We start from the raw sequence: 24947 nt of genomic DNA on the forward strand, positions 1-24947 counted from the left end.
ATTTCGGTCGCTGGGTTTCAACATCTACCGTCAAGGGTGACCCAAGAGGCAGCCCTTTCTTGTACCTTAAATTACGCTGCTGCGCCGCCACCGCTGCGACGCCTGCGTGCGCCACCGCCGGGCTTGCCAGCACCACCGCCAGCGTTACCTTGGGGACGGCCACCGCCACCACCCTGTGGACGACCGCCGCCACTGCCGCCGCGACCACCACGACTTTTTTGCTTTGGCTTGGCGGGGATTTCATGGCTTTCCCAGACGCGACCAGAGGCAACAGGAATGCGGATGCCCATAACTTTTTGAATGTCGATCAACTCGCCCATTTCATCCGGCGCACAGAACGCAATTGCCGCGCCATCTTTGCCAGCACGCGCGGTACGGCCAATGCGATGCACATAGTTGTCAGGCACATTTGGCAATTCATAGTTATAGACATGCTTCACGTCAGGAATGTCCAAACCGCGTGCCGCCACATCCGTGGCCACCAACACTGTGATGTCGCCCTTTTTAAATCCGTCGATTGCACGATCGCGCTGACCTTGGGATTTATTGCCGTGGATGGACGCCGCGTCAAAACCTTCTTTGACCAGATCTTTCATCAGCTTTTCACAACCGTGCTTTGTGCGCCCGAATACCAGCGCACGTTCGCCTTTGTGCTTGGCCAGTAGTTCAATCAGCAGGGTCTTCTTTTCCGACTTCGCGATAAAGTGGACCTCTTGAGTGACCTTATCGGCCGCTTTGCCCGGAGGGGACACTTCGATGCGGATCGGGCTGTTGAGATAGCTGTTCGCGATCTCGTTCATCAGCTTTGGCATTGTCGCAGAGAACAGGAATGTCTGGCGATCTTTTGGGATCACTTGGGAAATCTTGCGCAAATCATGGATGAAACCCATGTCCAGCATTTGGTCCGCTTCATCCAGCACAAGGAACTTTGCCTCGTCCAGACGCACCGCGCGGCGGTCCATCAGGTCAAGCAAACGACCAGGTGTCGCAACCAGAATGTCTACACCAGGATGCAATCGCTTGATCTGGGTGTTGATGTTCTGACCACCAACAACCATCGCCACCTTGATTGGTGTGCTTTCGGCAAAGGCGCGCAGGTTTACGCTGATCTGGGTCGCCAGCTCACGGGTTGGGGCCAAAACTAGGCCGCGCACGGATTTAGGGTTTGGACGCCCTTCCATTTCCAGCATCCGCGCAATCAACGGAATACCAAAGGCTGCTGTCTTACCTGTACCGGTTTGGGCCAAGCCCATCACATCGCGGCCATTGATCCCATGCGGGATCGCCTGTTTCTGGATCGGAGTTGGATCTTTCAAACCCATAGCCGCCAGTCGTTTCACAAGAGCTGTTGGCAGCTCCATCATGTCAAAATCGCTCATTAAAAACTCATCTTCCGCGCTGCGGGCAAGGCCCGAACGCATATCATCTAGGGTGCGCAATACCGGATCGCAGGAACGGACCAAATGCCCTGCCCCTGTCGGAATGCGTCTGGCCCCACGCGTGATTTTGGGAACAAGGGGCGACCTTACAATTACGGATATCCGCAGCCTGCTCACGCGGCAGAAGGTACGCCCTATCCCCCACATGGGGCCTACGTGCACATAAGTCAACGGGTCTGGCAAACCACACGACATCGTTTTAAGGCTTCCCTCATAACGTGAAAGGAAGCTCCAATGCACAAACGCCACCCAAATGAACGCCCATTGCTGGCCGTTTTGATCGACGCCGACAATCTGAATGCGCGTTTAGCTGAATCGATCCTCAAAGAAGTAAGCAACATTGGATAACCCGCGTTACGGCGCGTCTACGGGGATTGGACCGAACCAAATCTCAAACACTGGAGCGACAAACCACTGTCACTTGGGCTGGGCGCAATTCAAGCTTCCGCAAATACAAAAAGCAAAAACGCCTCTGATATTCGTCTGGTGATTGATGCTATGGACATTCTACATGACGGCCAATTTGATGGATTTGTTATTGTGAGTTCAGATAGCGACTTCACTGCACTTGCCAACAGGATGCGTGAATCTGGGAAGTTGGTGATCTGTATAGGCGAAGAAAAGACGCCGACCTCATTACAAAATGTTGTGAACCGTTTCATTCTAATTGAGAACATCGATGAAACTGCCAGAAAAGACAGCCCACCTGCCCAGCACCCCAAAGCGGCTTTGGGCCTTGTCAAACAAGCTATGGCAAAAATAGAACCTGATGATGATTGGTATGCCTTGGGCCTACTCGGCCAAACCATCCGCGCATCACACTCTGATTTTGACACCCGAACCTACGGATGTGTTAACTTGTCAACGTTGGTCCAATCCGTCCCAAAATTGGAATATCGCCAGCTCGGTAGCGGGTGGGTTCGGCTGAAAAAATAGCAATCTCACAGCCCCTTGCACAGCCGCCAACAAAAGCGCATCAAACTCCAAACACAACGGAGCCCCCTTACATGGATAATCTGCGCGGCGCGATCTTGATGGTGCTGGCCATGCTTGGTTTTGCAATTGAAGATGGGTTTATCAAGCTGATGGGCGATGCCCTTCCAGTGGGTCAGATCATCTTTTTGCTCGGTATTGGTGGCTCAACCGTGTTTGGGATCATTGTTTTGGCCCAAGGGCGTGCGTTATTTGAACGCGCAATGCTGACAGGTCCGGTTGTGATCCGCGCAATAGGTGAAATCATCGGCACCATGTGCTTTATCTCGGCCATCGTGTTTACGCCCCTCTCATCCGCTTCGGCAATTTTACAGGCCACACCATTGGTTGTGACACTGGGCGCCGCGCTTTTCTTGGGTGAAACGGTTGGCTGGCGCCGTTGGAGCGCTATTTTTGTCGGGTTCATTGGTGTCTTAATGATCATCCGCCCCGGAATGGAGGGGTTCTCGCCTCTGTCTTTATTTGCACTGGGGGGCGTTTTGGGGCTGGCTTCACGTGATGTGGCCACGCGCAAGGTGCCTCCAAGCCTATCCACCATGCAGCTTAGTTTTTTGGGCTTTCTCGTGCTGATCCCTGCTGGTCTGATCATGCTGGCCATAACAGGCAAAACCCCTCAAGCCATGGATATGCAGCTTATCGGGTTGATGATTGCATCCATCATCATCGGCATTTTTGCCTATTACGCTATTGTTGCAGCTATGCGCGTTGGCGAAGTCAGCTTTGTCAGCCCCTTCCGGTATAGCAGGCTGATCTTTGCACTGGTCATTGGCATTTCGTTCTTTGGTGAACGTCCAGATCTGTTCACCCTGCTTGGGGCAAGCATAATTGTAGCCTCAGGCATCTATACGGTCCTGCGGGAGCGCAAACAGCGGCGCAAATCGGCCACCAAGCCTTCCAATGCGTGACATCGCGCTATAAGACGGGCGCAACGTAAACGATCTGCCCCAAGGAACGCCGCCATGAGCACCATCATTGATATCCACGCCCGCGAAATCCTCGATAGCCGTGGGAACCCCACTGTCGAAGTAGATGTTACTCTTGAAGATGGAACAATGGGCCGCGCTGCGGTTCCTTCCGGCGCATCAACTGGTGCTCATGAAGCCGTTGAAAAACGCGATGGCGACAAGAGCCGTTATTTCGGCAAAGGCGTGTTGGAAGCTTGCGCTGCCGTAAACGGTGAAATCGCCGAAGCTCTGGTAGGTTTGGACGCAACCGAGCAGGTTGATCTGGACGAAGCCATGATCGAACTGGACGGCACCCCGAACAAGGCGCGCCTTGGTGCAAACGCCATTCTCGGCGTTTCCCTTGCCTCTGCAAAAGCTGCTGCAGATTTCTGCGCACAACCGCTGTACCGCTATGTTGGTGGCACTTCCGCTCGCGTATTGCCCGTACCGATGATGAACATCATCAACGGTGGTGAGCACGCAGATAACCCGATCGACATTCAAGAATTCATGATCATGCCAGTGGCAGCGGAAAACATCCGCGATGCTGTTCGTATGGGCTCCGAAGTATTCCACACGCTGAAAAAAGAACTCTCTGATGCAGGTCTTGCGACGGGTGTTGGCGATGAGGGTGGTTTTGCGCCAAACATCAGCTCCACCCGTGATGCACTTGATTTCATTTTGAAATCCATCGAAAAAGCTGGGTACAAACCCGGCGAAGAAATCCATCTCGCGCTCGACTGTGCAGCCTCTGAGTACTACAAAGACGGCGCGTATGTCTTTGCGGGCGAAGGCAAAACACTGTCTTCTGACGAAAACGTCGATTACCTAACAGCGCTGGTAAATGATTACCCCATCATCAGCATCGAAGATGGCATGCACGAAGATGACTGGGATGGTTGGATCGCACTGAACGCCGCCTTGGGTGATAAAATACAACTGGTTGGCGATGATCTGTTTGTCACAAACCCTGCGCGTTTGGCCGAAGGTATCTCACGTAAGGCCGCCAACTCAATGCTGGTTAAAGTGAACCAAATCGGTACGTTAACTGAAACTCTTCAAGCCGTTGAAATGGCGCACCGCGCTGGTTTCACCAATGTGATGTCCCACCGTTCCGGCGAGACCGAAGATGCAACGATTGCCGATCTGGCCGTTGCGACCAACTGTGGTCAGATCAAAACCGGCTCGCTGGCACGCTCTGACAGGCTCGCGAAATATAACCAGTTGATCCGCATCGAAGAAGCCTTGGGCGAAAGCGCGCAATACGCGGGCCGCAGCATTCTCAAGTAAGCTGACACGTTAAGCGCTTGGAAAATAATAAAAGGGGCGGCATCATTGGTGTCGCCCTATCTATTTCAGGAGTTGGTTCAATGACCCTCATTCGCCCTGCGACCTCACCCACCGACCTAGAGGCCGTTCGCAAGCTCTGCTGGGATTACCGCACACATCTGGCCAGCGTATCGCCCATTGAGGCAGAACTGACCGAGACGTTTTATCCTGTCCCGAAATACGCCGCGCTGATGGACGCGCTTGAGACCGAGCACGCCCGCCCGCAAGGCATAATCCTATTGGCCGAACTTGATGGCTCGCCAGTGGGTTGCGCCATGACACACGCCCTTGATCCGCAAACATCCGAAATCAAACGCGTGTTTGTTGCACCCGAAGCCCGCGGCCATGGCATTGCGCGCAAACTGATTGGTGCGCTGATGGATCAGGCGCGCACGGACGGGTATTCCCGCGTCGTCTTGGATACGTCTGTCAATCTGGGCCCTGCCCGCGCGCTGTATGCCAATCTGGGATTTTCGGAGCGCGGCCCGTATCAGGACACGCCCGAAGACGCGCTGCCACATCTTTTGTTCTTTGAAGCGCCACTGTAATTGCAGGAACTTCCAAGATACTGCCCCTTGACGCCGCATTGGAGATTTCGACATGAGCCGTAAACGCACAATTGCCATTGCAGGCATTGCCCTGCTTGCAGGTCTGCCCCTCGTTGAAAGAGCCACACGTACTGTGGGAGTTCTGCCTGCGACGGTTGTTGATGTCATATCTCTAGTGCCCGATGCAGGGCCTGATCAGTGGTCCATCACATTCACGCTGGCAGCCGGGGCCGAACACAGTCTTGATCCACTCATTGTCCGCCCGACCCTGCAATCAGGTGATAAATTTTGCGTACGCATACACAAACGCAGCTGGGCCGCACCAAAATTTCAAAAGGCTGCCGACAAAACCTGCTGATCTATGTCTCAGGTTTGATCCAGATCTACTGGCACACTCACTGTGCCGCCGCCTACGACCGCACGCACACCCGTAGTGCCAGAGCACGACGTTGGCAACCCACGCGCCACACGCACTGCCAGATAGGCAAATGCTTGGGCCTCTAGCATGTCGCCGTCCAGCCCAACTTCTTCAACCGGCACTACCGGACAATCGAGCGAGACCTCAAGCATCTGCATCAGGACGGGGTTGCGCCGCCCGCCACCTGTCACCAGAACGCGGCTTGGCGGGCTGGGACAATGTTGCATCGCCTCAGCAACGCCAGCAGCACACATCGCGGTCAGGGTCGCCGCAGCATCCGCATCAGACAGTTCGCGCACCAGTGCGACCATCTCATCAAAATCATTCCTATCCAAGGACTTGGGCGGCATCCGTGCAAAATACGGCTCTGCCAAAAACAACTCTAGCGCGCCCATTTCAACCGTGCCACCGCGCGCAACTGCGCCGTCTTTGTCATAGGCCAGCCCGAGCCGTTCTTGCATCAAGTCATTCAGGGGCGCATTGGCAGGCCCCGTATCAAAGGCCAGCAAAGCACCGCTCTGGTGTGGCTCCTCAATTGCAGGATCAACCCACGTTAGGTTGCCAACACCACCTAAATTCAGAAACACCACAGGCCCGTCAGCTTTGATGTAGCGCGCACAGGCATGGTGGAAGAACGGCGCAAGCGGCGCACCCTCGCCGCCCATCTCAACATCAGCGGATCGGAAATCCCATACAACGGGCACGCCAAGCTGGTCAGCCAACATCGCGCCATTTCCAACTTGCAGCGTCCCCTGAAGGCGCGGTGCATGGGCAAGGGTTTGACCATGAAACCCGATCAGATCAACGTCAGTGAAGTCGCTTAGAATCTCCAGATGTGCCGCCTCAACAATCTGTGCGGCGGCTTCAACTGCGTCACCGCTCCATTGCCCAAAGGCATCGGCGATTACTTTCCGGTCCTGTGCGGTGTAGCTGCGATAATCGCTGCGGCCAAATCCCGCGATGCTATGACCATCCGTTTGCAGCACAGCCACATCCACCCCGTCTAGCGACGTGCCAGACATTGCACCCGCAGCTGTGACAACACCCGTCTTTGCGATGGCCCGCCCTTTGCCAGATCTCTCGATACGAGTTGTGCCCATATTCTTGCCTTTTCCTTTGGCCCTGCTCCGCCTATAGATGCCCTGCAATTTGATCCGAGGGCAAGCGCCATGACATACCATCCCAAATCCGATTTCGTCGCTGTAATGATGGAGCGTGGCTTTTTGGCTGATTGCACCGATTATCAAGGCTTGGACGAGGCCCTGCTCAAAGGCGCACAGCCTGGATACATCGGCTTTGATGCCACGGCAAAATCCTTGCACGTCGGATCGCTCATTCAAATCATGATGTTGCGCTGGCTGCAAAAGACGGGCGGCAAGCCGATCACCCTGATGGGCGGCGGCACAACCAAGGTTGGCGATCCGTCTTTCCGCGCGGATGAGCGCCCCTTGCTGGGTCCAGAACAGATCGATGAGAACATCGCGGGCATCAAAAAGGTGTTCTCCGCCTACCTCACCTACGGCGATGGCCCGTCTGATGCGATTATGGTCAACAACGCGGAATGGCTGGACGAGTTGAATTACCTCGATTTCCTGCGCGACATCGGGCGGCACTTCAGCATCAACCGCATGTTGGCATTTGAATCCGTGAAATCGCGTCTTGATCGTGAGCAAAGCCTCAGCTTCCTCGAATTTAACTACATGATCCTGCAGGCCTATGACTTTATGGAGCTGCACCGCCGCTATGGCTGTATCCTGCAAATGGGCGGATCCGATCAATGGGGCAACATCGTCAACGGGATCGACCTGACGCGCCGAGTGATTGACGGCGAAGTGTACGGCCTTACCTCGCCACTGCTGACCACGTCTGACGGCAAAAAGATGGGCAAATCGCAATCCGGCGCGATCTGGCTTAATCCTGATATGCTGTCCCCTTACGAGTTTTGGCAGTTCTGGCGTAATACCACAGATGCCGATGTGGGCCGCTTCCTCAAGCTATACACCGAGCTGCCTGTGGACGAGTGTGACCGTCTGGGCGCGCTTGAGGGTTCCGAGATTAATGCGGCCAAGATCCGCCTCGCCAATGAAGTGACTGGCCTACTCCACGGCCCAGAGGCTGCGGTTGCAGCCGAGGCGACATCGCGCGAAGTGTTTGAAAAGGGCGGCGTTGGTGATGACCTACCCACGCTGACGCTTTCTGCAGCGGATATTGGGGACGGGATGTCCATCGTGCAACTGATTGTAAAATCCGGCCTTGCGGGTTCTGGCAAAGAAGCCAAACGCCTGATCTCGGAAAATGGTGCGCGCCTGAATGATGAACCGCTCACAAATGCTGGCCTGATGATTGACGCGGCTGCACTGGCTTCGCCAATCAAACTATCCGCAGGCAAAAAACGTCACGCGCTGGTGCAACTGGGATAAATCCCATGCGTGGTTAAGCCTGCCTTAACCACGCTGCGTCCAATGTGATGTTATGTTTGATGCCACCCCCTCCACGTCTTCTCATGCGTTGATGCAAGATCGCGCTTTTGCAGCCGCTTTGCGCCATTGCGGTGAAGCGCCAGTCACCCTGCCTTCTGGCCTCACCCTTCTTAAACGGCGCGTTGTTGGCATCCCGATTCTCATGCTTCCGCGCGTCTGCCCGCCCGCTGATCTGCGCGCACAGCTTGCCCAAGTGGGGCAACAACGCCTGCCCCTGATCCTGTCACCAGAGCAGCCCTGCAAGATGCCACTGGCCCTGAGGATCAGCCCCCCGCGCACCCTTTTACAAATTGACCTGAGTGCCGCGCAGCATGAACGCCGCGCGGCGTTGCATCAAAACTGGCGGCACCAGCTGGGACAGGCCGAAAACGGGCCGCTGCGGGTTTTAGAACGCCCTCTTACGCCGGGTCACATCTTGCTGGCACTTGAACGGGCGCAGGCTCTTAAACGGCGGTATCAAAGCTGGCCTGTAACCCTCACTGCTGCCTTTGCTAAAATCGCGCCTGATCAAACCCATCTGTTCACCGCCCTGCTGCGGGGGTATCCTGTGGCACACATGTTGTTCCTTTCACACGGCTGCCGCGCAACCTATCACATCGGTCACAGCACCGATGCTGGTCGCAAAACCCACGCACATAACCTCCTTTTATGGAGCGCGATGAACCAACTGGCGCAACGCGGCATCACTTCGCTTGACCTTGGGCCGACCACCACACCAAATATTGATCGCTTTAAGCGGCGTGCGGGTGCACTGCCACAGCCAACAGGCGGCACATGGCTACGTTGGGGCCCCCTTGCGCGTGCGCGGCGCACGTGATTATCTGAACGCCTGTTCAGATAGGGAGCATTCCACATGCAGATGTCCACAACCGCCGCTGTCATCACCGGAGGCGCATCGGGCCTTGGTGAGGCTACCGCCCGCCATTTCGCCGCTCAAGGGGCAAAGGTAACCCTGCTAGACCGCGACACTGAGCGCGGCGCACAAGTTGCCAAAGAAATTGGTGGTTTTTTCATTGAAACGGATGTGACCGATGAAGCCTCAGTTGAGGCCGCCATTGCCCAAGCTCAAAAACAAATGGGCGGGCTAAATGCCGCCGTGAACTGCGCTGGCATTGCACTGGGCATCAAAACCACAGGCCGCGATGGCCCTCACCCGCTGTCCGCGTTTCAAAAGACCATCGACATCAACCTTGTCGGCACCTTTAACGTGGCCCGCCTTGCCGCGACAGCGATGGCCAAAAACGAACCCGAAGGGGACGGCGCGCGCGGCGTGATCATCAACACAGCCTCAGTTGCCGCGTTTGACGGGCAAAAAGGCCAAGTTGCCTATGCCGCGTCCAAAGGAGGGATTGTGGGCATGACCCTACCGATGGCACGTGATCTTGCACAATCAGGCATCCGTGTTATGGCCATCGCTCCCGGCATTTTTGGCACGCCAATGCTCAAAGGGTTGCCGCAGGAAGTTCAAGACAGCCTAGCCGCGGAAGTGCCAAATCCCGCACGCCTTGGTGATCCAAGCGAATACGCGCGACTGGCGGCGTTTATTGTCGAAATGGGATATATGAACGGCGAAGTGATCCGTTTGGACGGCGCGCTGCGCATGCGCTAACGCGATGAGTGTGGAAGGCGGGCTATGCGCTCGCCTTCTCCTCTAACTTCATCCATTCTTCTTCGGCGTCTGCCAGTTTCCCGTGACGTTGCACCAGCGCATCACTGGCTTTTTGGAACTTGGCAGGTTGTTCAGTGAACAATGCCGGATCGCCCAACAGCTCTTCGAGCTTGCCAATCTCTGCGCCTATCCGCTCAATCTCGGCAGGCAATGCTTCCAGGCGGTGCTTTTCAGTAAAGCTAAGGCCTGATTGCGTCTTTTCTTTTGTCTGTGGCTTGCCCGCTGAAGTTTTGGATTTCACAACACTTTCCGAGAAATCCTCCATTCCGCGCTGCGCGAGATAATCGCTCCAACCGCCTGCATAAACAGTGGCACGTCCGTCGCCTTCCATGGCGATGGTTGTGGCGGCAACACGGTCAAGGAAGTCACGGTCGTGGCTTACCAGAATGACAGTGCCGTCATAGTTGCTCAGCAGTTCCTGCATCAGATCAAGGGTTTCAACGTCCAAATCGTTTGTCGGTTCATCGAGAACCAGCAGGTTGCTTTCGCGCGCCATCAGTTTGGCCAACAGCAAACGCGCCTTTTCCCCACCAGATAGGGAACGCACAGGTGCGCGGGCTTGGGCCTCGTCGAACAGGAATTCTTTCAAATAGCCAACGACGTGCTTGGGCATGCCACGGACCATAATCTGATCCGCCTTACCGCTTACCCGCATATCAGGATCGCCTGTCAGGCTGTCCCACAGGGTCATGTTGCCGTCCAGCTGCGCACGCGCCTGATCGAACAGCGCCAGCGCCAGATTGGTGCCAATCTTGACTTCACCGCTGTCGGGTTGCTCTTTGCCGATCAACATATTCAACAGCGTGGTTTTACCCACACCGTTAGGACCAACAAGCGCAATACGATCCCCACGGTTCACCGTCAGCGTGAAGTCATGCAGGATGACCTTGTCGCCGAAAACCTTTGTAATTCCAATCGCTTCCATGACCTTACGGCCAGACTTTGGACCCGCTTCCAGCGCCATGGCAGCGGCACCTTGGCGTTTGATCTGACCCGCACGTCCGGCGCGCAGATCTTGCAGCGCGCGGACCCGGCCTTGGTTACGTGTACGCCGTGCGGAAATACCTTCAACAGCCCAACGTGCTTCCGCTTTGATCTTGCGGTTCAGCTTGTGGCGCTGCATGTCCTCTTCTTCCCAGATCGTATCGCGCCATGCTTCAAACCCTTGAAAGCCGATCTCTTGGCGCCGAACGGCACCACGATCAATCCAAAGGGTGGCGCGGGTCAGCGCATTCAGGAATGCACGGTCGTGGGAAATAATCACATAGGCTGCGCGGGTGGACTTTAGTTCGTCCTCCAGCCACGCGATGGCCTCGATGTCCAGGTGGTTGGTCGGCTCGTCCAGCAACATCAACTCAGGCTCAAGCGCCATCAGACGTGCAAGTGCTGCGCGGCGACGTTCTCCACCTGATGCGGTTGCAACGGGGCGTTCGGGATCAAACTTAAGACCCTCGCCAGCGCGCTCGACTTTATACAATTCACCAGGCTCTAGCCCGTGAGAGGCGAAATCGCCAAGTGTTTCAAACCCTGTCAGATCAGGGTCTTGTTCCATATAACCAACGCTTACGCCCGGGCCTGCGGTGACCATGCCGTTGTCGGCTTCCACCAACCCCGCCATGACTTTCATCAGCGTGGATTTGCCAGAGCCATTACGCCCCACCAAAGCCAGCCGATCGCCGGGCTGGACAACCAACGAGAGGTTATCGAATACAGGATCGCCGCCAAAAGTGAGGGCGATATCGGAGAGTTGAAGAACGGGTGCGCGTGCCATGGGTGTCGCCTAATGCGCGCGCGCCAGAACGTCAATCACACAAGTGCGCGAAGCAGCTTTTTGCGTGCAGGTGGGATTGCGCTGATCTCAAGCCCTGTAAAAACATGCAGCGTGTCCATCTGATGATCTATGACCGCATGGTCACTCACCCAGCCCCCCATCATCAGATAGGTGCGCAGTAATGGCGGCATCGTTGCATTGGCCTTTTTGAGATCGGGTTTTCTTTGCTCCTGCACGCAGTAGCGAAACACATCCTTTGCCTTTATCCGAGGCATCCAACGCTCAGGTGGCAGATGCCGCGCTTTAAGCAAGGCAAATGCATCGCGGTAAGGATCTGCGTTCGTTCCCGCGAATGATGAGCAGCCAAACAACATTTCAACCCCCGCCTCATCGACATAAGCCGTAAGAACGGCCCAAGCGATGCGCAATATATCTGGGTCTGCGTGGCTGGGATGAATGCAAAACCGCCCTAACTCAAGCATAGGCCCCTGAAAGGCAGCCAATGCAGCAAGGTCGTAATACTGTGCCGCATAGCTGGTGTGGACTCGCGCACCGTCCAGCATAGACATTCGAAACGTCGCGACGGCTTGGCCGCTTTTGATTTCTTCCACCAGAACATGTGTAGAGCACGCATCAAATTTGTCCGCTACCCCGCCAGCGGCACCAAAACACAACCCACGCAGCGCAAGCGCCACTGACATATCATCAGCGGATTCGGCCTGTCTGACCGAATAGTTTCCTTTTTTAAAAAACTTCATACGAGACCCGCCTGAAAACCAATCGGGATAAGCGTTGCATCAATTGCATTGCATTCGTGTGAAATCAGCCCGCCAGCGCCGATGGGTTAAAGCGACCGAGGTTTCCAAGCAATTGACGCAGGAAGCCGGAATTGCCAACGCCCGAGGTCGTCACGCGACGCTCTAACGGCACAACCTGCCCCCGTTCCAGTCCGAAACGTTCAACGTTGGTCACAACACCAGAACTGTCAAAACTGATCGCCAGCACCTCACGCTCAATTATCTTGGGCGCAAAGGCGCCAAGGGTCCGTTTTCTGCTGCGCACGTAATAAAAGCCACTGTCGTTCACCACACCTGCAGTAGACGGCGTACCAATGGTGTCCTCAACAGATGCCCGTGTATCAACACCTACTACTATTTGGTCCAGCTCTTCCTCAGGCGGAATATAGCCGTGGTTTGCAAACTCAGGACTACAGGCAACAAGACCACCAATAAGCGTTGCTGCAATCAGCACACGCCGCAAAGCGCCTGTGTTAATAAAGATACTCATAGTGCTGCCCCTTGCCCTCAGCCTGTATGGCTTTTATCCCGCTTACACCAAATGCGCCCTATGGTTCAAGAAACGAAAGCACCTGCTCATGTCCCCAACGCCCCCCAGCGACACCAGCCTGCGAGTCTCCAGCCTTTCTCAGTCTGGCCCGTCTCCATTCTCAATACGTCCAGATGCGCGGGTTCTTGCCACCTTGGCTGAGATGCTTGGCATTAGCAGCCTACGAAAACTGTCTTTTGAAGGGTCGTTGAAACCTTTTGGCGAATCTGACTGGCAACTCAAAGGCCGCTTGGGCGCCACAGCGGTCCAAGCCTGTGTTGTCACCCTTGAACCAGTGGTCACAAGAATCGACACAGACGTTGCGCGTATTTTTGTTAAAGACTTCAGCGAAGCCGAAGCACCTGAAATAGAAATGCCCGAAGATGATAGTATCGAACCATTGGGTGTTTGGATTGATCCTGCCATTGTAATGCAAGAGGCCCTCGCCCTCGCTCTGCCAGAGTATCCGCGCAAAGACGAAGCCCAAGCAAAGACTATCCGCGTCACCGAACCCGGAAAAACACCTATGACAGATGAAGAAGCACGCCCCTTTGCTGGCCTTGCCGCCCTAAAAGACCAGTTGGACGGCAACACGGACGACTAAGAATAAGACGCTCAATTGCGCCAACTAGTCTGTTGCCCGGTAACCTTGGCAATATCTGGCCTGCAAACGGGTACTTTCACAGTATTTTACAGCTATCTGGCGAAATACCGTTGGACAAGCGAGCAGCACTTGCCTAAACGCACCACACACCCGTACGGGAGTTGATCAGAAACACGGCCCGCTGCACCCGATGTGCAACACCATGGCCCCGAATACAAAGGCACCAGATATGGCTGTCCAGCAGAATAAAGTCTCCAAATCCCGCCGCAACAACCGCCGCTCACACGATTCGCTGACAGCAGCGAACCCGAACGAGTGTACCAACTGCGGTGAGCTAAAGCGCCCACACCACATTTGCCCGTCTTGCGGTCACTATGCGGAAAAAGAAATTGTAGCGCAGGTCGACGAGATTGATCTCGAAGACGACGCGGCGTAAGCTTCGTTCGATCAATAACAACTAAAGGCATTCGCAGAAGATGACGGCCCCGACCGATCACACGACAGCGAACGCCCGCACCCTCATCTCGGTCGATGCGATGGGGGGCGATCAAGGACCGGCAGCTGTTGTTGCCGGTTGCCTCATATCGGCCAAAGCAAATCCAGACATTTCCTTTGTGTTACATGGTCCTGAGGACGTTTTACGCCCGCTTGTTGCAAAACATCCCGTGCTTGAACAACGTACCAAAATCCGCAATGCAGTCGGTATTGTGACGATGGACGATAAGCCAAGTCAGGTTGTGCGTTCCGGCAAAGACACCTCTATGTGGTCCGCCGTTGAGGCCGTCCGTACAGGCGAAGCCAGCGTTGCTGTATCTTGCGGCAACACAGGGGCGCTTATGGCGCTCTCTATGATCCGCTTGCGCAAACTGCCCGGCGTGAACAGGCCCGCCATTGCTGTGCTCTACCCTTCTTCGAATCCATCCGGTTTTAATGTCATGTTGGATGTCGGCGCAGACATTCGCGCAGATGCCGATGATCTGCTGCGGTATGCCTTGATGGGCATGTCTTATGCGCGCAATGGGTTGGACCTGAAAAAACCGCGTATCGGGCTACTGAATGTCGGAACCGAAGAACACAAAGGCCGCACCGAACTCAAAGAAGCATACGACTTGATTCGCGACCATGAGACAGATGCAGCATATGAGTTTGTAGGATTCGTCGAAGGTGGCGATATTTCTGGCAACAAAGCCGACGTCATTGTAACGGACGGTTTTACTGGCAACATTGCGATCAAGACCGGCGAAGGCACAGCAAGCTTGATCGGGCAGCGTCTACGCGAAGCCTTTAAGTACTCCATTTTGTCACGCCTTTCTTCGCTTCTGGCCTATGGGTCAATGATGCGCCTTCGGAAAAAAATTGACCCCCGCCGTGTGAACGGTGGTGTGTTTTTGGGCCTGAATGGAACTGTTGTGAAATCACATGGTTCTGCCGACGCGACAGGCATATCTGCGGCGATCAAACTCGCTGCGCAATTGGCCGAAAATGGCTTTAACGACAAACTGGCTGCTCGCGTTGCAGCCGCCCTGCCAACCGAGGAGCCAGCCGCCCAATGACACTGCGTGCCGTTGTAAAAGGAGTTGGTCACTACCTACCAACCCGCGTTGTTGAAAATGCCGAATTTGAGGCATCACTGGAAACCAATGACGAATGGATTCGCGCGCGATCAGGGATTGAGCGACGCCATTTCGCGGGTGAAGGTGAAACAACATCCAGCATGGCAACCGCCGCTGCAAAGGCCGCACTCGACATGGCAGGGATGACAGTTGACGACGTGGACGCCATCGTGGTGGCGACCTCAACGGCTGATCTAACTTTTCCCTCTGCCGCGACGATGGTTCAGGACCAACTGGGCATGAGACATGGCTTTGCCTTTGATATTCAAGCAGTTTGTGCCGGTTTCGTCTTTGCGCTGACCAATGCCAATGCCCTCATCGTATCCGGTCAGGCGCGCCGCGTGTTGGTTATTGGCGCAGAAACATTCAGCCGGATCATGGACTGGACCGACCGCAGCACATGTGTCTTGTTTGGCGATGGTGCTGGCGCGCTTTTGCTGGAAGCCCAGGAAGGCGAAGGCACATCTGCAGACCGTGGCATTCTTTCTACTGACCTCAATTCTGACGGCTCCTACCGCGAGCTGTTGTACGTGGATGGCGGCAGTTCGACGGGCACAACTGGCTACCTGCGCATGCAAGGGAATCAAGTATTCCGCCATGCCGTTGAAAAGCTGAGCAAGACGGCAACAACAGCCATGGAGCGCGCAGGTATCGACGGCACTGACGTTGACTGGATTGTGCCCCATCAGGCGAACATACGCATTATCCAAGGCACCGCCAAAAAGCTGGGTCTATCGATGGATAAGGTTGTGGTCACAGTCCAAGATCATGGCAATACATCTGCCGCATCGATCCCCCTTGCCCTGTCTGTTGGCGTGCAGCGTGGACAGATCAAAAAAGGTGACCTGTTGGTGACCGAAGCCATCGGTGGTGGCTTGGCTTGGGGCGCAGTCGTACTGCGCTGGTGAACTCATCAGCAATAAGTTGCGCGTGTAAAGTTGGCGAAGATGTTGACTTAAAGCGCCAAGCTGGCCAATGTTTCAAAAAACTAGGGGATGAATATGACTAGCAACACATTGACGCGTATGGATTTGAGCGAAGCTGTTTTCCGCGAGGTCGGCCTATCGCGAAACGAAAGCGCGCAGTTGGTTGAGACCGTGCTTGAAGAGATGTCCGACGCTTTGGTGCGCGGCGAGCAGGTTAAGATATCTTCATTCGGTACTTTTTCTGTCCGAGATAAGTCGGCGCGTATCGGCCGCAACCCCAAGACTGGCGAAGAAGTGCCGATCAATCCACGCCGTGTTCTGACGTTCCGTCCTTCACACCTGATGAAAGACCGGGTAGCGGACGGCAATAAGTCCTGAGTATATGCCAAAATCACCAGACGCTTTCCGCACAATTTCCGAAGTCGCAGACTGGCTTGGCATTCAGGCTCATGTTCTGCGGTTTTGGGAGAGTAAGTTTACGCAAGTAAAGCCAATCAAACGTGCAGGTGGGCGTCGCTACTACAGACCCGCGGATATGTTGTTGTTGGGTGGCATTAAGAAATTGCTGCATGATGATGGATTAACAATCAAAGGCGTTCAAAAGCTTTTACGCGAAGAAGGCATGAGCCATGTCTCTGCGATGTCCATGCCTTTGGAAGGTGCTGATGGCGAATTGGAACCCGACTCAATTCCCCAACCAGAAGCCGTTGTTCTGCCCTTTGAGGCACCAAAAGACACCGTTAAAGAAACCATGAGTGAGCCAGAATCCGAGCTGGAGGCTGAGCAAGAGCCTGCCATAGACACTCCAGAAGCAGTGGCTCCTGCTCTGCTTGACGATGACCTAGCAGAGGCTGGAGATGATGCAGACCAAGAAAGCCCAACGGATACAGCCGAGCAAGAAGCTAACCTGAACGCGGCTACCGAGGTGGAACCTGCTGAAGCAGATCAAGAAACCGCCAAGGTCATGCCAGAAAATGAAACCACCGCTCCAGTGGACGATGTTCTTGCTGAATCTGCGGATGACTCGGTGCAAATGCCCCACGAAGATAAAGTTGAAGAGGAAGCTATCGTAGAGACCTCTGTAGTGGAGAATCCCGTTGAGGCCGAACAAGAACCCGCCAAGGACACCTTGGAAACCGTAGCCGATGCTCCTCCAGTGGACAATGTTGCAGCTGAGACCAACGATAAAGCGATGAATACGACGTTACCCGACCAATCGATATCTGATGAACAGGACCCAAAGCCCGAGGTTGTAGAAGCCAAAGCTGAAAAAGCAGTGCCAGAATCGGATACCTCATCGGATACGCCATCGCAAATCCAACCAACAGAGCCTGAAACCACAACCCAAACTGGGTCTGAGGCAGAAAAGGTAGAATCTGCTGAGATCGTTCCAGAGGCGCATACGCCCGAAAAGCCGGAAGCAAGCACACAAGAAGCGGTTGAGCAGGACGCACTGGCAGACCAAATAGCTGAAGATTCTGTAATTTCGGAAGAAACTGAGATTCCAGTCGAAGCGGAAGCGGAATCGCCAGAAAACGTCGCGGCAACCATGCCGGACATTGAGACAAATGTTCCTGCCGAACCAACGCCTGAGGCTATTCCCCCGCTACCATCGTTCTTGCGCGCCAGCTCTGAACCAAAAGTTGCTGAGGTTGCTGAGGTTGCTGAGGTTGCTGAGGTTGGCGATACGGTTACGGAAACACCAGCGGAAGCGACAAAACCCTCTGAAGAACCTGAACCTATTGTTGCTAAGGTCATGCCCGTGCCGGAAACTATTCCTGCCCCCAAGGCGCGCGATATTGGCATGCCAGAGATAACGGCCGAACCCGATATTCCCGCGCTGGCTGCCATGCTCACAAAAGCAAGCCGCTTACGAAGTATCGATGCAACTACCGCGAAAAATATCCAACCTTTGGTGACGCAACTGACAGCCGTACGCGACCGGATGGCGGCACGGCGCGGTGGCAATCACCCGAATTCCTGAGCGGTGATCAAAATGGGTGCGATTGCCCCTTGCACCGCCCTGTTTATGCGGTATGAACGGCCCCATGTCGGGCTATGGCGCAGCCTGGTAGCGCGTCCGTCTGGGGGACGGAAGGTCGCAGGTTCGAGTCCTGCTAGCCCGACCACGACATACTCAAAACGCTCGCATCCTTTCAGGTGCGGGCGTTTTGTACATCCAACGACCGCTACCCAAAAGGACCTGACATGCCAGGCGTGATCCCAAACCAGCAGCTAGAAACAATGATCGCCAAAGGCGAGATTTCAGCCAATCCAGCAGTGGATAGTGCACAAATTCAGCCTGCCAGCCTTGATTTGCGATTGGGAAACATTGCTTACCGTGTACGTGCGTCATTCCTGACAGGGCACGGCGCAAAGGTGGCCGATCGGCTCGAAGAGTTTGAGATGCACCGCGTTGACCTCACCAAGGGCGCTGTTTTGGAAAAAGGTGCGGTCTACGTTGTGCCGTTGATGGAGCACCTTGCCCTACCCGATAATGTGAGTGCAGTCGCCAACGCGAAAAGCTCAACCGGACGTCTTGATCTGTTAACCCGCACCATCACCGATGGGGGCACCGAATTTGACCGCGTTGCAGCAGGCTATCACGGCCCACTTTATGCCGAGATTTGCCCGCGCTCTTTCTCTGTCCTTGTACGCCCGGGCATGCGCCTCAACCAGATCCGCTTTGGCACGGGCAACGCGGCCCTTAGTGATGATGCACTGCGCGCGTTGCACGCTGACACACCGCTTGTAGACGGCCCAGCCGTGATCGATGATGGTTTGGGATTTTCCGTTGATCTAAAGCTCGCTGGTACAACGCTGGTCGGTTACCGCGCCAAACCGCATACAGGTGTGATTGATCTGGACCGTATCGGGCACTACGACCCTTCCGAGTATTGGGAAGAGGTCCATACAACCAATGGTCAGATCATTCTGGACCCCGGTGCCTTTTATATTCTCGTCAGCCGCGAAGCCGTGACCATTCCGCCAGAATACGCTGCCGAAATGGCCCCCTATCTGGCGATGGTTGGCGAATTCCGCGTCCATTACGCTGGCTTCTTTGATCCCGGCTTTGGGCACGACGCGGCTGGTGGTGCTGGCTCCCGCGGTGTTCTTGAGGTTCGCTGCCATGAAGCGCCATTTGTGCTTGAGCATGGGCAGGTTGTTGGCCGTTTGGTGTATGAGCGTATGACAGAGGCTCCTACACAGCTGTACGGCGCTGGAATCGCCTCAAACTACCAAGGTCAGGGCCTAAAGCTGTCCAAACACTTTAAGGCGCCCAAAAGCGCCTAAATCCCATTTGCTGCAAGCTGTATTTTAAAACTTGGTCGCCCGGCGGGCCATTTTCATCGCCTGCTTGGTCTGCTGCTGTCCCGATTGACCGCCACCTTGGCGCTTTGCACGGCGCGCAGCGCGTACTTCTTGCTGTGTTGGGCCGCTTTGAACAGGATTGCCGTAATCGTCAATCTCACCCTGAGGCTGCTGTTGCTTGCCCCCGCCCCGCATTGAAGCGGCTTTGTTAAATCCTGCGTCTATGCCCTTGTTGAGCAGTTTGCGCATAACTGTGCGCATGATCATGTTGATGATCTGGTTCATATCGCTCTCCTCGGTGGTATCTTTGTCGCCAATATAGGGACAATTACGGCAATTTTGAGGATCAATCCTCAAATAGTTCGCTTTGCCCTTCGGTGGTTTCAGGCTCGTCCTCACCATCACCGACCTGCAATGACATGCCAAGAGGGGGACGGTTTTCCAACAACCCAGCAGAACGTAGTTCTTTTAGACCTGGTAAATCACGTGCGTTTTCAAGGCCAAAGTGATCAAGGAACCCTTCTGTTACGACAAATGTTACTGGCCGCCCCGGTGTCATTTTACGACGCCCAAAGCGGATCCATTCAAGCTCTAGCAGCTGATCCACCGTACCACGTGAGACAGAAACACCACGAATTTCTTCGATCTCGGCGCGGGTGACGGGCTGATGATAGGCAATGATGGCAAGGGTTTCGATTGCGGCGCGGCTAAGTTTGCGCACCTCTACCGTTTCTTTTTGCATCAGATAGCCCAGATCAGCAGCCGTGCGCATGGCATAGGCATCACCGATTTTCATCACATGCACACCTCGCCCCTCAAAGCGGCGGCGCACGTAAACCATGGCTTCGGCTGCGTCACATCCATGTGGCAAACGGGTCTGCAAATCTCTGATTGTGATCGGTTCAGCACTGGCAAACAGCACTGCTTCGATCATACGCTCCTGCTCAGCCATTGGTGGAGCCTCGAATAGGCTTTCTTCTTTTTGGTCAACATCTTCTGACATGATCTTAATCTTTCTTGCGCAACTGGATTGGCGCAAAGACGTCGCTTTGCCGGATTTCCATGTGGCCCTCTTTGACCAGCTCCAAAGACGCCGCAAACGTCGCCGCCGTGGCCGAGCGGCGCTTGATTGGGTCGCTCTCCCAGCCTTCGGGCAGATAGCTCATCAAGTCACCCCATTCACCGGCAAAGCCCATAAGGCCCCGCATCCGTTCCAGCGCTTGTTCCATCGTGAATACTTTTTCGCGGTCCATCACAAACGGGCGAAATTCGTCGCGCGTGCGAATACGGGCATAGCCTTGCATCAAATCCAGCAATGTCGCTGTGTAGGTCACGCTGCGCACGCGTTCTACAATTTGCGTCTGGCCGCGCGCAAAAAAATCACGCCCCAGTTGATCCCGCGCCATCAGGCGGGCCGCTACATCGCGCATCGCGGCAAGCCGCTCTAGCTGGAAGGCCAAATGCGCGGCGAGTTCCTCACCTGATGGGCCTTCATCGGTTGGATCAGGGGGCAACAATAGGCGCGATTTAAGGAACGCCAACCATGCGGCCATCACCAAGTAATCCGCAGCAAGTTCCAGCCGCAGCTCTTTGGCCTTTTCCACAAAGGCCAAATACTGGCGCGCAAGTTGCAGAACGGATACCTTGCGCAGATCAACCTTTTGGGTTCTGCTGAGGGTCAGCAACAGATCAAGCGGGCCCTCAAACCCGTCAACATCCACAATCAGCGCCTCGGCAGCTAGCCGATCCGCAACTGTTGTGTTGTCTTCCTCAAAACGGCTCTCAGCCATGCACATCCTCGCCCACAAGCGCCTTAAGCTGCGCATCGAGAGCGTTAATGTCAATATCGTCGGGGGTCTGACGATAACTTAGCGCACGTAAAGCACGACGTTGCGCAGCATCCGTCATCTCACCAGCAGCCTCTGCCACCTCAGCACGTTCAGACAATGTACCGTTACAATGCAAGATCACATCACAGCCTGCCGCAATCGCATCGCGGCTTAAATCACCAAGCGACCCTGTCAGGGCCTTCATTGAAATGTCATCAGTCATGATCAGATTGTCAAAACCGATGTCCTCGCGGATCACCTGCATCATACGCGCAGATAATGTTGCTGGACGTGGATCAATCGCGTCATAAACCAGATGAGCGGTCATCCCCATCGGGGTGTCACGCAAGGCCTTGAACGGCGCAAAATCAACGCGATCCAGATCGTCACGCGAGGCACTGACATGCGGCAATTCAAAATGGCTGTCCGCAGTTGCGCGGCCATGACCGGGGATGTGTTTGATCACTGGCAAAACACCGCCCGCCAACATCCCGTCATTGGCGGCCTGCCCCATCAGGGCAACCTGCTGGGCGTTCAGGCCATAACACCGGTTATAGAGGAATTCGTGGGTATCAGGCCCGGGTACATCGACCATAGGCGCACAGTTGCTATCAATGCCCAACGCATACAGTTCATGCGCGATCAGACGAAAGCGCAGATACATGGCCTCATCTGCTTGTTTACCTGCCGCGCGCACAAATTCCATGGGCGGCAGCCACTCGCGCCAGTTGGGCGCACGCAGCCGTTGAACACGGCCACCTTCTTGGTCAATTGTAATAGGTGCGTAGTGGCCCGCGGCTTCGCGAAAATCATCACAAAGCGCGCGCACTTGGTCCGGTGTGTCGATGTTTCTTGCAAACAAGATAAAGCCAAACGGCTTGGCGTCACGAAACAGCGCCTTTTCATCTGCTGTCAGGCGATGGCCAGCGGCATCAAGGATTGTCGCGCCAAAGCGCATCCGCCCCTTGCTCACCGTGTCACCACAGGGATGCAATCCACGCTTTCGGCTACCAATGCAGAGCAGAAGCGGCGCGCATCACCGATGTCGTCGAAACCTTGGGCACGCAATCGGTAGAACGTCCGCCCACCTGATTTTGCCTTCATCACGATCCGCTTTTTACCTTCCATGAAAGGCGCAAAACGCGCATTCAATTTACCCCACTGGGCACGTGCGATCTCTGGGCTGTCAAAAGCACCAAGCTGCACCAATCGGGTACCTACAGGCAGGCTTGCGGCATCAATATCTGCGCTACTGGCAGCGGCAGGTGTCGCCGGAGCCGTAGTTGCCGCACGTTTCGGGCGCAAGGTTGGGCGTAGTGATACACGCACACCTTCACCACTTAATAATGCCGCAGCAGTATCTGTGGAAACTGAGGCCAATACCGGAACGACCGCCTGCTCCATCGCCTGCATTGGCGCGACACCATTGGTCAGCTGCGCAACTAGGTCCTCAACAGAACCGGATTCAAGGGCTGCTGCTATGTCTTGCGCTGCTGGTGCCTCTAGGACGGGCGCCCGTTCGGCGGTCACTTCGGTCAGTTGTTCACCATGGAGCATCGGCTGGTCTTCTTCAGCCAAATCGGTCGGCTGAGGTGCAAGGCGCAATTCTTCGGCCCGTTTCTCTGAGGAGCCAATGGCCGTGATTGTGTTGACAGACAGCCCTTGATTTCTAGCCAACTGCCCACCCGGATTCTCAGGACGCACACGCATTTCACCGGACGCCGCAAGCACAACAGGGATGCCACTGACGTCGCGCACCAACAGCTTGTAACCCCAAACCCCAATGCCAATCACCAGCGCCAGCGAAACCGCCGCGCCTGTCAAATTGGTAAACTTGCTCAGCGCACCGGAAGACGCCACTGCATATTCAGGATGCTGATGCGTCGAAAAGCCCCCCTGAGGGGATTGTGTGTAATCTGCCATCGTTGCCTCTCTGCCCGCGCAATACATTGCCGCGCGGATCTGAAATTTTGCCTGCTGTCCTGTGGCGCGGTGCTTAACGCATCTCTTCCGCAGGAGTTACGCCAAGGATACCCAAGCCCGCTGCAATTACAATCGCAACTGCCCGTGCAAGGGCGATTTTCGCTTGGGATGTTGCAGGATCGTCCTCTTGGATAAAACGCAGGCCCGTTTCAGAGTTGCCTAGATTCCAGAAACCGTGCAAATCCCCAGCCAATTCATAGAGATAGAAGGCGACGCGGTGCGGCTCATTGCTGCGCGCAGCAGTTTCCACCAGACGCGGCCATTCTGCAACTTTGCGCAGCAGCGCCAGTTCTGCCGTATGATCCAGCTTGGTCAGGTCAGCAGATTTCAGCGCGGCCTCGCTCACGTCGATGCCCGCGTCCTGCGCCTTGCGCATAACTGAGGCAACCCGAGCATGGGCATATTGCACATAAAATACAGGGTTATCGCGGCTTTGCTCCATGACTTTATCAAAGTCAAAATCCAACGGCGCATCGTTTTTACGTGTCAGCATCACAAAGCGGGTCACATCAGAACCAACCTCGTCGATCAGATCGCGCAGCGTGACAAAGTTCCCTGCCCGCTTGGACATTTTAAACTCTTCGCCGTTCTTGAACAGCTTCACCAACTGCGTCAGCTTGATATCAAGTGGCACCGTACCACCCGACAACGCATGCACTGCAGCCTTCATCCGTTTGACATAGCCGCCGTGATCCGCGCCAAAGACGTTGATCAACGCGTCATAGCCACGTTCAACCTTATCGTTGTGATACGCGATGTCGGGTGCGAAATAAGTCCACGCGCCGTCGTTCTTCTGGATTGGGCGGTCTTGGTCATCGCCAAAGTCTGTGGATTTAAACAACGTTTGCTCACGTGCTTCCCAATCATCAGGCAGTTTGCCTTTTGGTGGCTCAAGCGTGCCGCGATAGATCAGGCCCATGTCATCAAGCTTTTTCAAGCAGGCTTCGATTTTACCTGTGTTGTAGAGGGACTTTTCGGAGAAGAACCTGTCCATCTTCACGCCCAACAGCGCAAGATCATCACGGATCAAGTCCATCATTTCGTCTGTTGAGAAATCACCGATAGGGCCCAGCCACATATCTTCGGATTGGCCTACATATTTATCGCCTACTGTCTCTTTCAGCTTTTTGCCCACTGGAACCAAATAGTCACCGGGATATGTACCTTCGGGAAAGGCGACATCCTGACCGTGCGCTTCGAGATAGCGCAGATATACGGACCGCGCGAGCATGCCGATCTGTCCACCGCCATCATTGATCACGTATTCGCGTGTCACATCCCAACCCGCAAAGGCCAGCAATGATGCCAGCGCATCGCCAAACACCGCGCCACGCGTGTGGCCCACGTGCAGCGGACCTGTTGGGTTGGCCGAAACATATTCAACGTTCACAGATTTACCCGCGCCCAGATCACCGCGCCCGTAATCTGTGCCGTTTTCCAACACATCCAGCGCAACGCCCTGCCACAAGGATGGCGCAAGCCGCAGGTTCAAGAAACCGGGGCCTGCAACCTCGGCTGAAGTAACACGTGGATCTTCAACCAACAGGGCCGCCAGTTTTTCTGCAATGTCGCGCGGCTTCATGCCTGCGGGTTTGGCCAGCACCATTGCCGCGTTGGTGGCCATATCACCATGGGCCGCATCGCGCGGCGGCTCAGCAGTGACATTGTCCGTGACAAGGCCCCCTGGCAGATCGCCAGCAGCAACCATCGCGTCAAGCGCGCTAAGAACAAGAGTACGGATATCGGCAAATAGGTTCATTGAA

General features: G+C 55.1%; 26 protein-coding genes, 1 tRNA gene and 1 pseudogene. 17 read left to right on the top strand and 11 right to left on the bottom strand.

Annotated elements, in window-relative coordinates:
• Positions 1–71 precede the first annotated feature (71 nt).
• A complete protein-coding gene (locus tag V7775_RS20445; RefSeq protein ID WP_335753781.1) occupies positions 72–1379 on the bottom strand; it encodes a DEAD/DEAH box helicase in 1308 nt (435 codons plus the stop codon).
• Positions 1380–1808: 429 nt separating this feature from the next.
• Here V7775_RS20445 and V7775_RS20450 point away from each other — a divergent pair.
• The 6 genes and pseudogenes from V7775_RS20450 to V7775_RS20475 all read left to right on the top strand — a co-directional run.
• Positions 1809–2096: pseudogene (locus V7775_RS20450) on the top strand (NYN domain-containing protein); the annotation flags it as partial.
• Between the two features lie 93 nt (positions 2097–2189).
• Entirely contained in the window at positions 2190–2375 is a 186-nt protein-coding gene (locus tag V7775_RS20455; RefSeq protein WP_335753860.1) for an OST-HTH/LOTUS domain-containing protein, read from the top strand.
• Positions 2376–2446: 71 nt separating this feature from the next.
• Complete coding sequence (locus V7775_RS20460) at positions 2447–3337, top strand: DMT family transporter (protein WP_335753782.1); 891 nt, start codon at positions 2447–2449, stop codon at positions 3335–3337.
• A 54-nt stretch (positions 3338–3391) separates the two neighbouring features.
• On the top strand, positions 3392–4666 hold the full coding sequence (gene eno / locus V7775_RS20465) for a phosphopyruvate hydratase (protein WP_335753783.1): 1275 nt from the start codon (positions 3392–3394) through the stop codon (positions 4664–4666).
• Between the two features lie 80 nt (positions 4667–4746).
• Positions 4747–5253 carry a GNAT family N-acetyltransferase gene (locus V7775_RS20470; protein ID WP_335753784.1) on the top strand — a complete coding sequence of 169 codons (507 nt, stop codon included), beginning with the start codon at positions 4747–4749 and terminating at the stop codon, positions 5251–5253.
• A 52-nt stretch (positions 5254–5305) separates the two neighbouring features.
• The gene (locus V7775_RS20475) at positions 5306–5611 is read left to right on the top strand and encodes a hypothetical protein (RefSeq protein ID WP_335753785.1); all 306 of its coding nucleotides are present in this window, start codon (positions 5306–5308) and stop codon (positions 5609–5611) included.
• Positions 5612–5619: 8 nt separating this feature from the next.
• On the opposite strand, the gene V7775_RS20480 is transcribed toward V7775_RS20475, so the two are convergent.
• Positions 5620–6771: an anhydro-N-acetylmuramic acid kinase gene (locus V7775_RS20480; RefSeq protein ID WP_335753786.1), complete on the bottom strand. Its 1152-nt coding sequence runs from the start codon at positions 6769–6771 to the stop codon at positions 5620–5622.
• A 69-nt stretch (positions 6772–6840) separates the two neighbouring features.
• On the opposite strand from V7775_RS20480, the gene tyrS reads away from it, so the two are divergent.
• The 3 genes from tyrS to V7775_RS20495 are packed head-to-tail and all read left to right on the top strand — an operon-like array spanning position 6841 to position 9760.
• Positions 6841–8091, top strand: a complete 1251-nt coding sequence (gene tyrS, locus V7775_RS20485) for a tyrosine--tRNA ligase (RefSeq protein ID WP_335753787.1) — start codon at positions 6841–6843, stop codon at positions 8089–8091.
• 52 nt (positions 8092–8143) lie between these two features.
• Positions 8144–8968 carry a GNAT family N-acetyltransferase gene (locus tag V7775_RS20490; protein WP_335753788.1) on the top strand — a complete coding sequence of 275 codons (825 nt, stop codon included), beginning with the start codon at positions 8144–8146 and terminating at the stop codon, positions 8966–8968.
• 36 nt (positions 8969–9004) lie between these two features.
• Positions 9005–9760: a 3-hydroxyacyl-CoA dehydrogenase gene (locus V7775_RS20495; protein ID WP_335753789.1), complete on the top strand. Its 756-nt coding sequence runs from the start codon at positions 9005–9007 to the stop codon at positions 9758–9760.
• A 22-nt stretch (positions 9761–9782) separates the two neighbouring features.
• On the opposite strand, the gene V7775_RS20500 is transcribed toward V7775_RS20495, so the two are convergent.
• From V7775_RS20500 to V7775_RS20510, 3 genes are all read right to left on the bottom strand, one after another.
• Entirely contained in the window at positions 9783–11591 is a 1809-nt protein-coding gene (locus V7775_RS20500) for an ABC-F family ATP-binding cassette domain-containing protein (RefSeq protein WP_335753790.1), read from the bottom strand.
• Positions 11592–11626: 35 nt separating this feature from the next.
• Complete coding sequence (locus V7775_RS20505) at positions 11627–12349, bottom strand: GNAT family N-acetyltransferase (protein ID WP_335753791.1); 723 nt, start codon at positions 12347–12349, stop codon at positions 11627–11629.
• Between the two features lie 64 nt (positions 12350–12413).
• On the bottom strand, positions 12414–12878 hold the full coding sequence (locus tag V7775_RS20510; protein ID WP_335753792.1) for an outer membrane protein assembly factor BamE: 465 nt from the start codon (positions 12876–12878) through the stop codon (positions 12414–12416).
• An 88-nt stretch (positions 12879–12966) separates the two neighbouring features.
• Here V7775_RS20510 and V7775_RS20515 point away from each other — a divergent pair, with 88 nt between their 5' ends.
• The 8 genes from V7775_RS20515 to V7775_RS20550 all read left to right on the top strand — a co-directional run bounded on the left by V7775_RS20515 (position 12967) and on the right by V7775_RS20550 (position 19354).
• Entirely contained in the window at positions 12967–13521 is a 555-nt protein-coding gene (locus V7775_RS20515; RefSeq protein ID WP_335753793.1) for a YceD family protein, read from the top strand.
• Between the two features lie 229 nt (positions 13522–13750).
• The gene (gene rpmF, locus V7775_RS20520) at positions 13751–13957 is read left to right on the top strand and encodes a 50S ribosomal protein L32 (RefSeq protein WP_335753861.1); all 207 of its coding nucleotides are present in this window, start codon (positions 13751–13753) and stop codon (positions 13955–13957) included.
• Between the two features lie 40 nt (positions 13958–13997).
• Positions 13998–15074 (top strand): phosphate acyltransferase PlsX, encoded by a 1077-nt coding sequence (plsX, locus tag V7775_RS20525; RefSeq protein ID WP_335753794.1) that lies wholly within the window; start codon positions 13998–14000, stop codon positions 15072–15074.
• Complete coding sequence (locus tag V7775_RS20530) at positions 15071–16042, top strand: beta-ketoacyl-ACP synthase III (RefSeq protein ID WP_335753795.1); 972 nt, start codon at positions 15071–15073, stop codon at positions 16040–16042. The genes plsX and V7775_RS20530 overlap by 4 nt, the downstream gene beginning before the upstream one ends.
• A 93-nt stretch (positions 16043–16135) precedes the next feature.
• A complete protein-coding gene (ihfA, locus tag V7775_RS20535; RefSeq protein ID WP_260000780.1) occupies positions 16136–16438 on the top strand; it encodes an integration host factor subunit alpha in 303 nt (100 codons plus the stop codon).
• 4 nt (positions 16439–16442) lie between these two features.
• Positions 16443–18044, top strand: coding sequence for a MerR family transcriptional regulator (locus V7775_RS20540; RefSeq protein ID WP_335753796.1), 1602 nt, complete (start codon positions 16443–16445; stop codon positions 18042–18044).
• Positions 18045–18112: 68 nt separating this feature from the next.
• A tRNA-Pro gene (locus tag V7775_RS20545) sits at positions 18113–18189 on the top strand.
• Between the two features lie 79 nt (positions 18190–18268).
• Entirely contained in the window at positions 18269–19354 is a 1086-nt protein-coding gene (locus tag V7775_RS20550) for a 2'-deoxycytidine 5'-triphosphate deaminase (protein WP_335753797.1), read from the top strand.
• A 24-nt stretch (positions 19355–19378) separates the two neighbouring features.
• Here the strand turns inward: V7775_RS20550 and V7775_RS20555 are convergent, their stop codons facing one another.
• From V7775_RS20555 to argS, 6 genes are all read right to left on the bottom strand, one after another.
• Positions 19379–19657: a hypothetical protein gene (locus V7775_RS20555; protein ID WP_335753798.1), complete on the bottom strand. Its 279-nt coding sequence runs from the start codon at positions 19655–19657 to the stop codon at positions 19379–19381.
• 61 nt (positions 19658–19718) lie between these two features.
• A complete protein-coding gene (gene scpB, locus V7775_RS20560) occupies positions 19719–20375 on the bottom strand; it encodes an SMC-Scp complex subunit ScpB (protein WP_335753799.1) in 657 nt (218 codons plus the stop codon).
• A 4-nt stretch (positions 20376–20379) separates the two neighbouring features.
• Positions 20380–21162 (bottom strand): segregation and condensation protein A, encoded by a 783-nt coding sequence (locus tag V7775_RS20565; RefSeq protein ID WP_335753800.1) that lies wholly within the window; start codon positions 21160–21162, stop codon positions 20380–20382.
• A complete protein-coding gene (nagZ, locus tag V7775_RS20570; RefSeq protein ID WP_335753862.1) occupies positions 21155–22159 on the bottom strand; it encodes a beta-N-acetylhexosaminidase in 1005 nt (334 codons plus the stop codon). The genes V7775_RS20565 and nagZ overlap by 8 nt, the downstream gene beginning before the upstream one ends.
• A gap of 11 nt (positions 22160–22170) precedes the next feature.
• Positions 22171–23124 (bottom strand): SPOR domain-containing protein, encoded by a 954-nt coding sequence (locus tag V7775_RS20575; protein ID WP_335753801.1) that lies wholly within the window; start codon positions 23122–23124, stop codon positions 22171–22173.
• 73 nt (positions 23125–23197) lie between these two features.
• Complete coding sequence (argS, locus tag V7775_RS20580; RefSeq protein WP_335753802.1) at positions 23198–24943, bottom strand: arginine--tRNA ligase; 1746 nt, start codon at positions 24941–24943, stop codon at positions 23198–23200.
• Positions 24944–24947 lie beyond the last annotated feature (4 nt).

The sequence above is a fragment of the Sulfitobacter sp. genome (assembly GCF_036960155.1).
In the GTDB taxonomy this organism is placed as follows: Bacteria; Pseudomonadota; Alphaproteobacteria; order Rhodobacterales; family Rhodobacteraceae; genus Sulfitobacter.

Coding starts and splice junctions, on each gene's coding strand:
- V7775_RS20460 (WP_335753782.1), top strand. CDS start 2,447: ATGGATAATCTGCGCGGCGCGATCTTGATGGTGCTGGCCATGCTTGGT.
- rpmF (WP_335753861.1), top strand. CDS start 13,751: ATGGCTGTCCAGCAGAATAAAGTCTCCAAATCCCGCCGCAACAACCGC.
- V7775_RS20550 (WP_335753797.1), top strand. CDS start 18,269: ATGCCAGGCGTGATCCCAAACCAGCAGCTAGAAACAATGATCGCCAAA.
- scpB (WP_335753799.1), bottom strand. CDS start 20,375: ATGTCAGAAGATGTTGACCAAAAAGAAGAAAGCCTATTCGAGGCTCCA.
- V7775_RS20475 (WP_335753785.1), top strand. CDS start 5,306: ATGAGCCGTAAACGCACAATTGCCATTGCAGGCATTGCCCTGCTTGCA.
- V7775_RS20445 (WP_335753781.1), bottom strand. CDS start 1,379: ATGAGCGATTTTGACATGATGGAGCTGCCAACAGCTCTTGTGAAACGA.
- V7775_RS20480 (WP_335753786.1), bottom strand. CDS start 6,771: ATGGGCACAACTCGTATCGAGAGATCTGGCAAAGGGCGGGCCATCGCA.
- V7775_RS20455 (WP_335753860.1), top strand. CDS start 2,190: ATGGCAAAAATAGAACCTGATGATGATTGGTATGCCTTGGGCCTACTC.
- V7775_RS20555 (WP_335753798.1), bottom strand. CDS start 19,657: ATGAACCAGATCATCAACATGATCATGCGCACAGTTATGCGCAAACTG.
- tyrS (WP_335753787.1), top strand. CDS start 6,841: ATGACATACCATCCCAAATCCGATTTCGTCGCTGTAATGATGGAGCGT.
- eno (WP_335753783.1), top strand. CDS start 3,392: ATGAGCACCATCATTGATATCCACGCCCGCGAAATCCTCGATAGCCGT.
- ihfA (WP_260000780.1), top strand. CDS start 16,136: ATGACTAGCAACACATTGACGCGTATGGATTTGAGCGAAGCTGTTTTC.
- V7775_RS20530 (WP_335753795.1), top strand. CDS start 15,071: ATGACACTGCGTGCCGTTGTAAAAGGAGTTGGTCACTACCTACCAACC.
- V7775_RS20510 (WP_335753792.1), bottom strand. CDS start 12,878: ATGAGTATCTTTATTAACACAGGCGCTTTGCGGCGTGTGCTGATTGCA.
- V7775_RS20565 (WP_335753800.1), bottom strand. CDS start 21,162: ATGGCTGAGAGCCGTTTTGAGGAAGACAACACAACAGTTGCGGATCGG.
- V7775_RS20575 (WP_335753801.1), bottom strand. CDS start 23,124: ATGGCAGATTACACACAATCCCCTCAGGGGGGCTTTTCGACGCATCAG.
- plsX (WP_335753794.1), top strand. CDS start 13,998: ATGACGGCCCCGACCGATCACACGACAGCGAACGCCCGCACCCTCATC.
- V7775_RS20505 (WP_335753791.1), bottom strand. CDS start 12,349: ATGAAGTTTTTTAAAAAAGGAAACTATTCGGTCAGACAGGCCGAATCC.
- V7775_RS20490 (WP_335753788.1), top strand. CDS start 8,144: ATGTTTGATGCCACCCCCTCCACGTCTTCTCATGCGTTGATGCAAGAT.
- V7775_RS20495 (WP_335753789.1), top strand. CDS start 9,005: ATGCAGATGTCCACAACCGCCGCTGTCATCACCGGAGGCGCATCGGGC.
- nagZ (WP_335753862.1), bottom strand. CDS start 22,159: ATGCGCTTTGGCGCGACAATCCTTGATGCCGCTGGCCATCGCCTGACA.
- V7775_RS20540 (WP_335753796.1), top strand. CDS start 16,443: ATGCCAAAATCACCAGACGCTTTCCGCACAATTTCCGAAGTCGCAGAC.
- V7775_RS20500 (WP_335753790.1), bottom strand. CDS start 11,591: ATGGCACGCGCACCCGTTCTTCAACTCTCCGATATCGCCCTCACTTTT.
- argS (WP_335753802.1), bottom strand. CDS start 24,943: ATGAACCTATTTGCCGATATCCGTACTCTTGTTCTTAGCGCGCTTGAC.
- V7775_RS20470 (WP_335753784.1), top strand. CDS start 4,747: ATGACCCTCATTCGCCCTGCGACCTCACCCACCGACCTAGAGGCCGTT.
- V7775_RS20515 (WP_335753793.1), top strand. CDS start 12,967: ATGTCCCCAACGCCCCCCAGCGACACCAGCCTGCGAGTCTCCAGCCTT.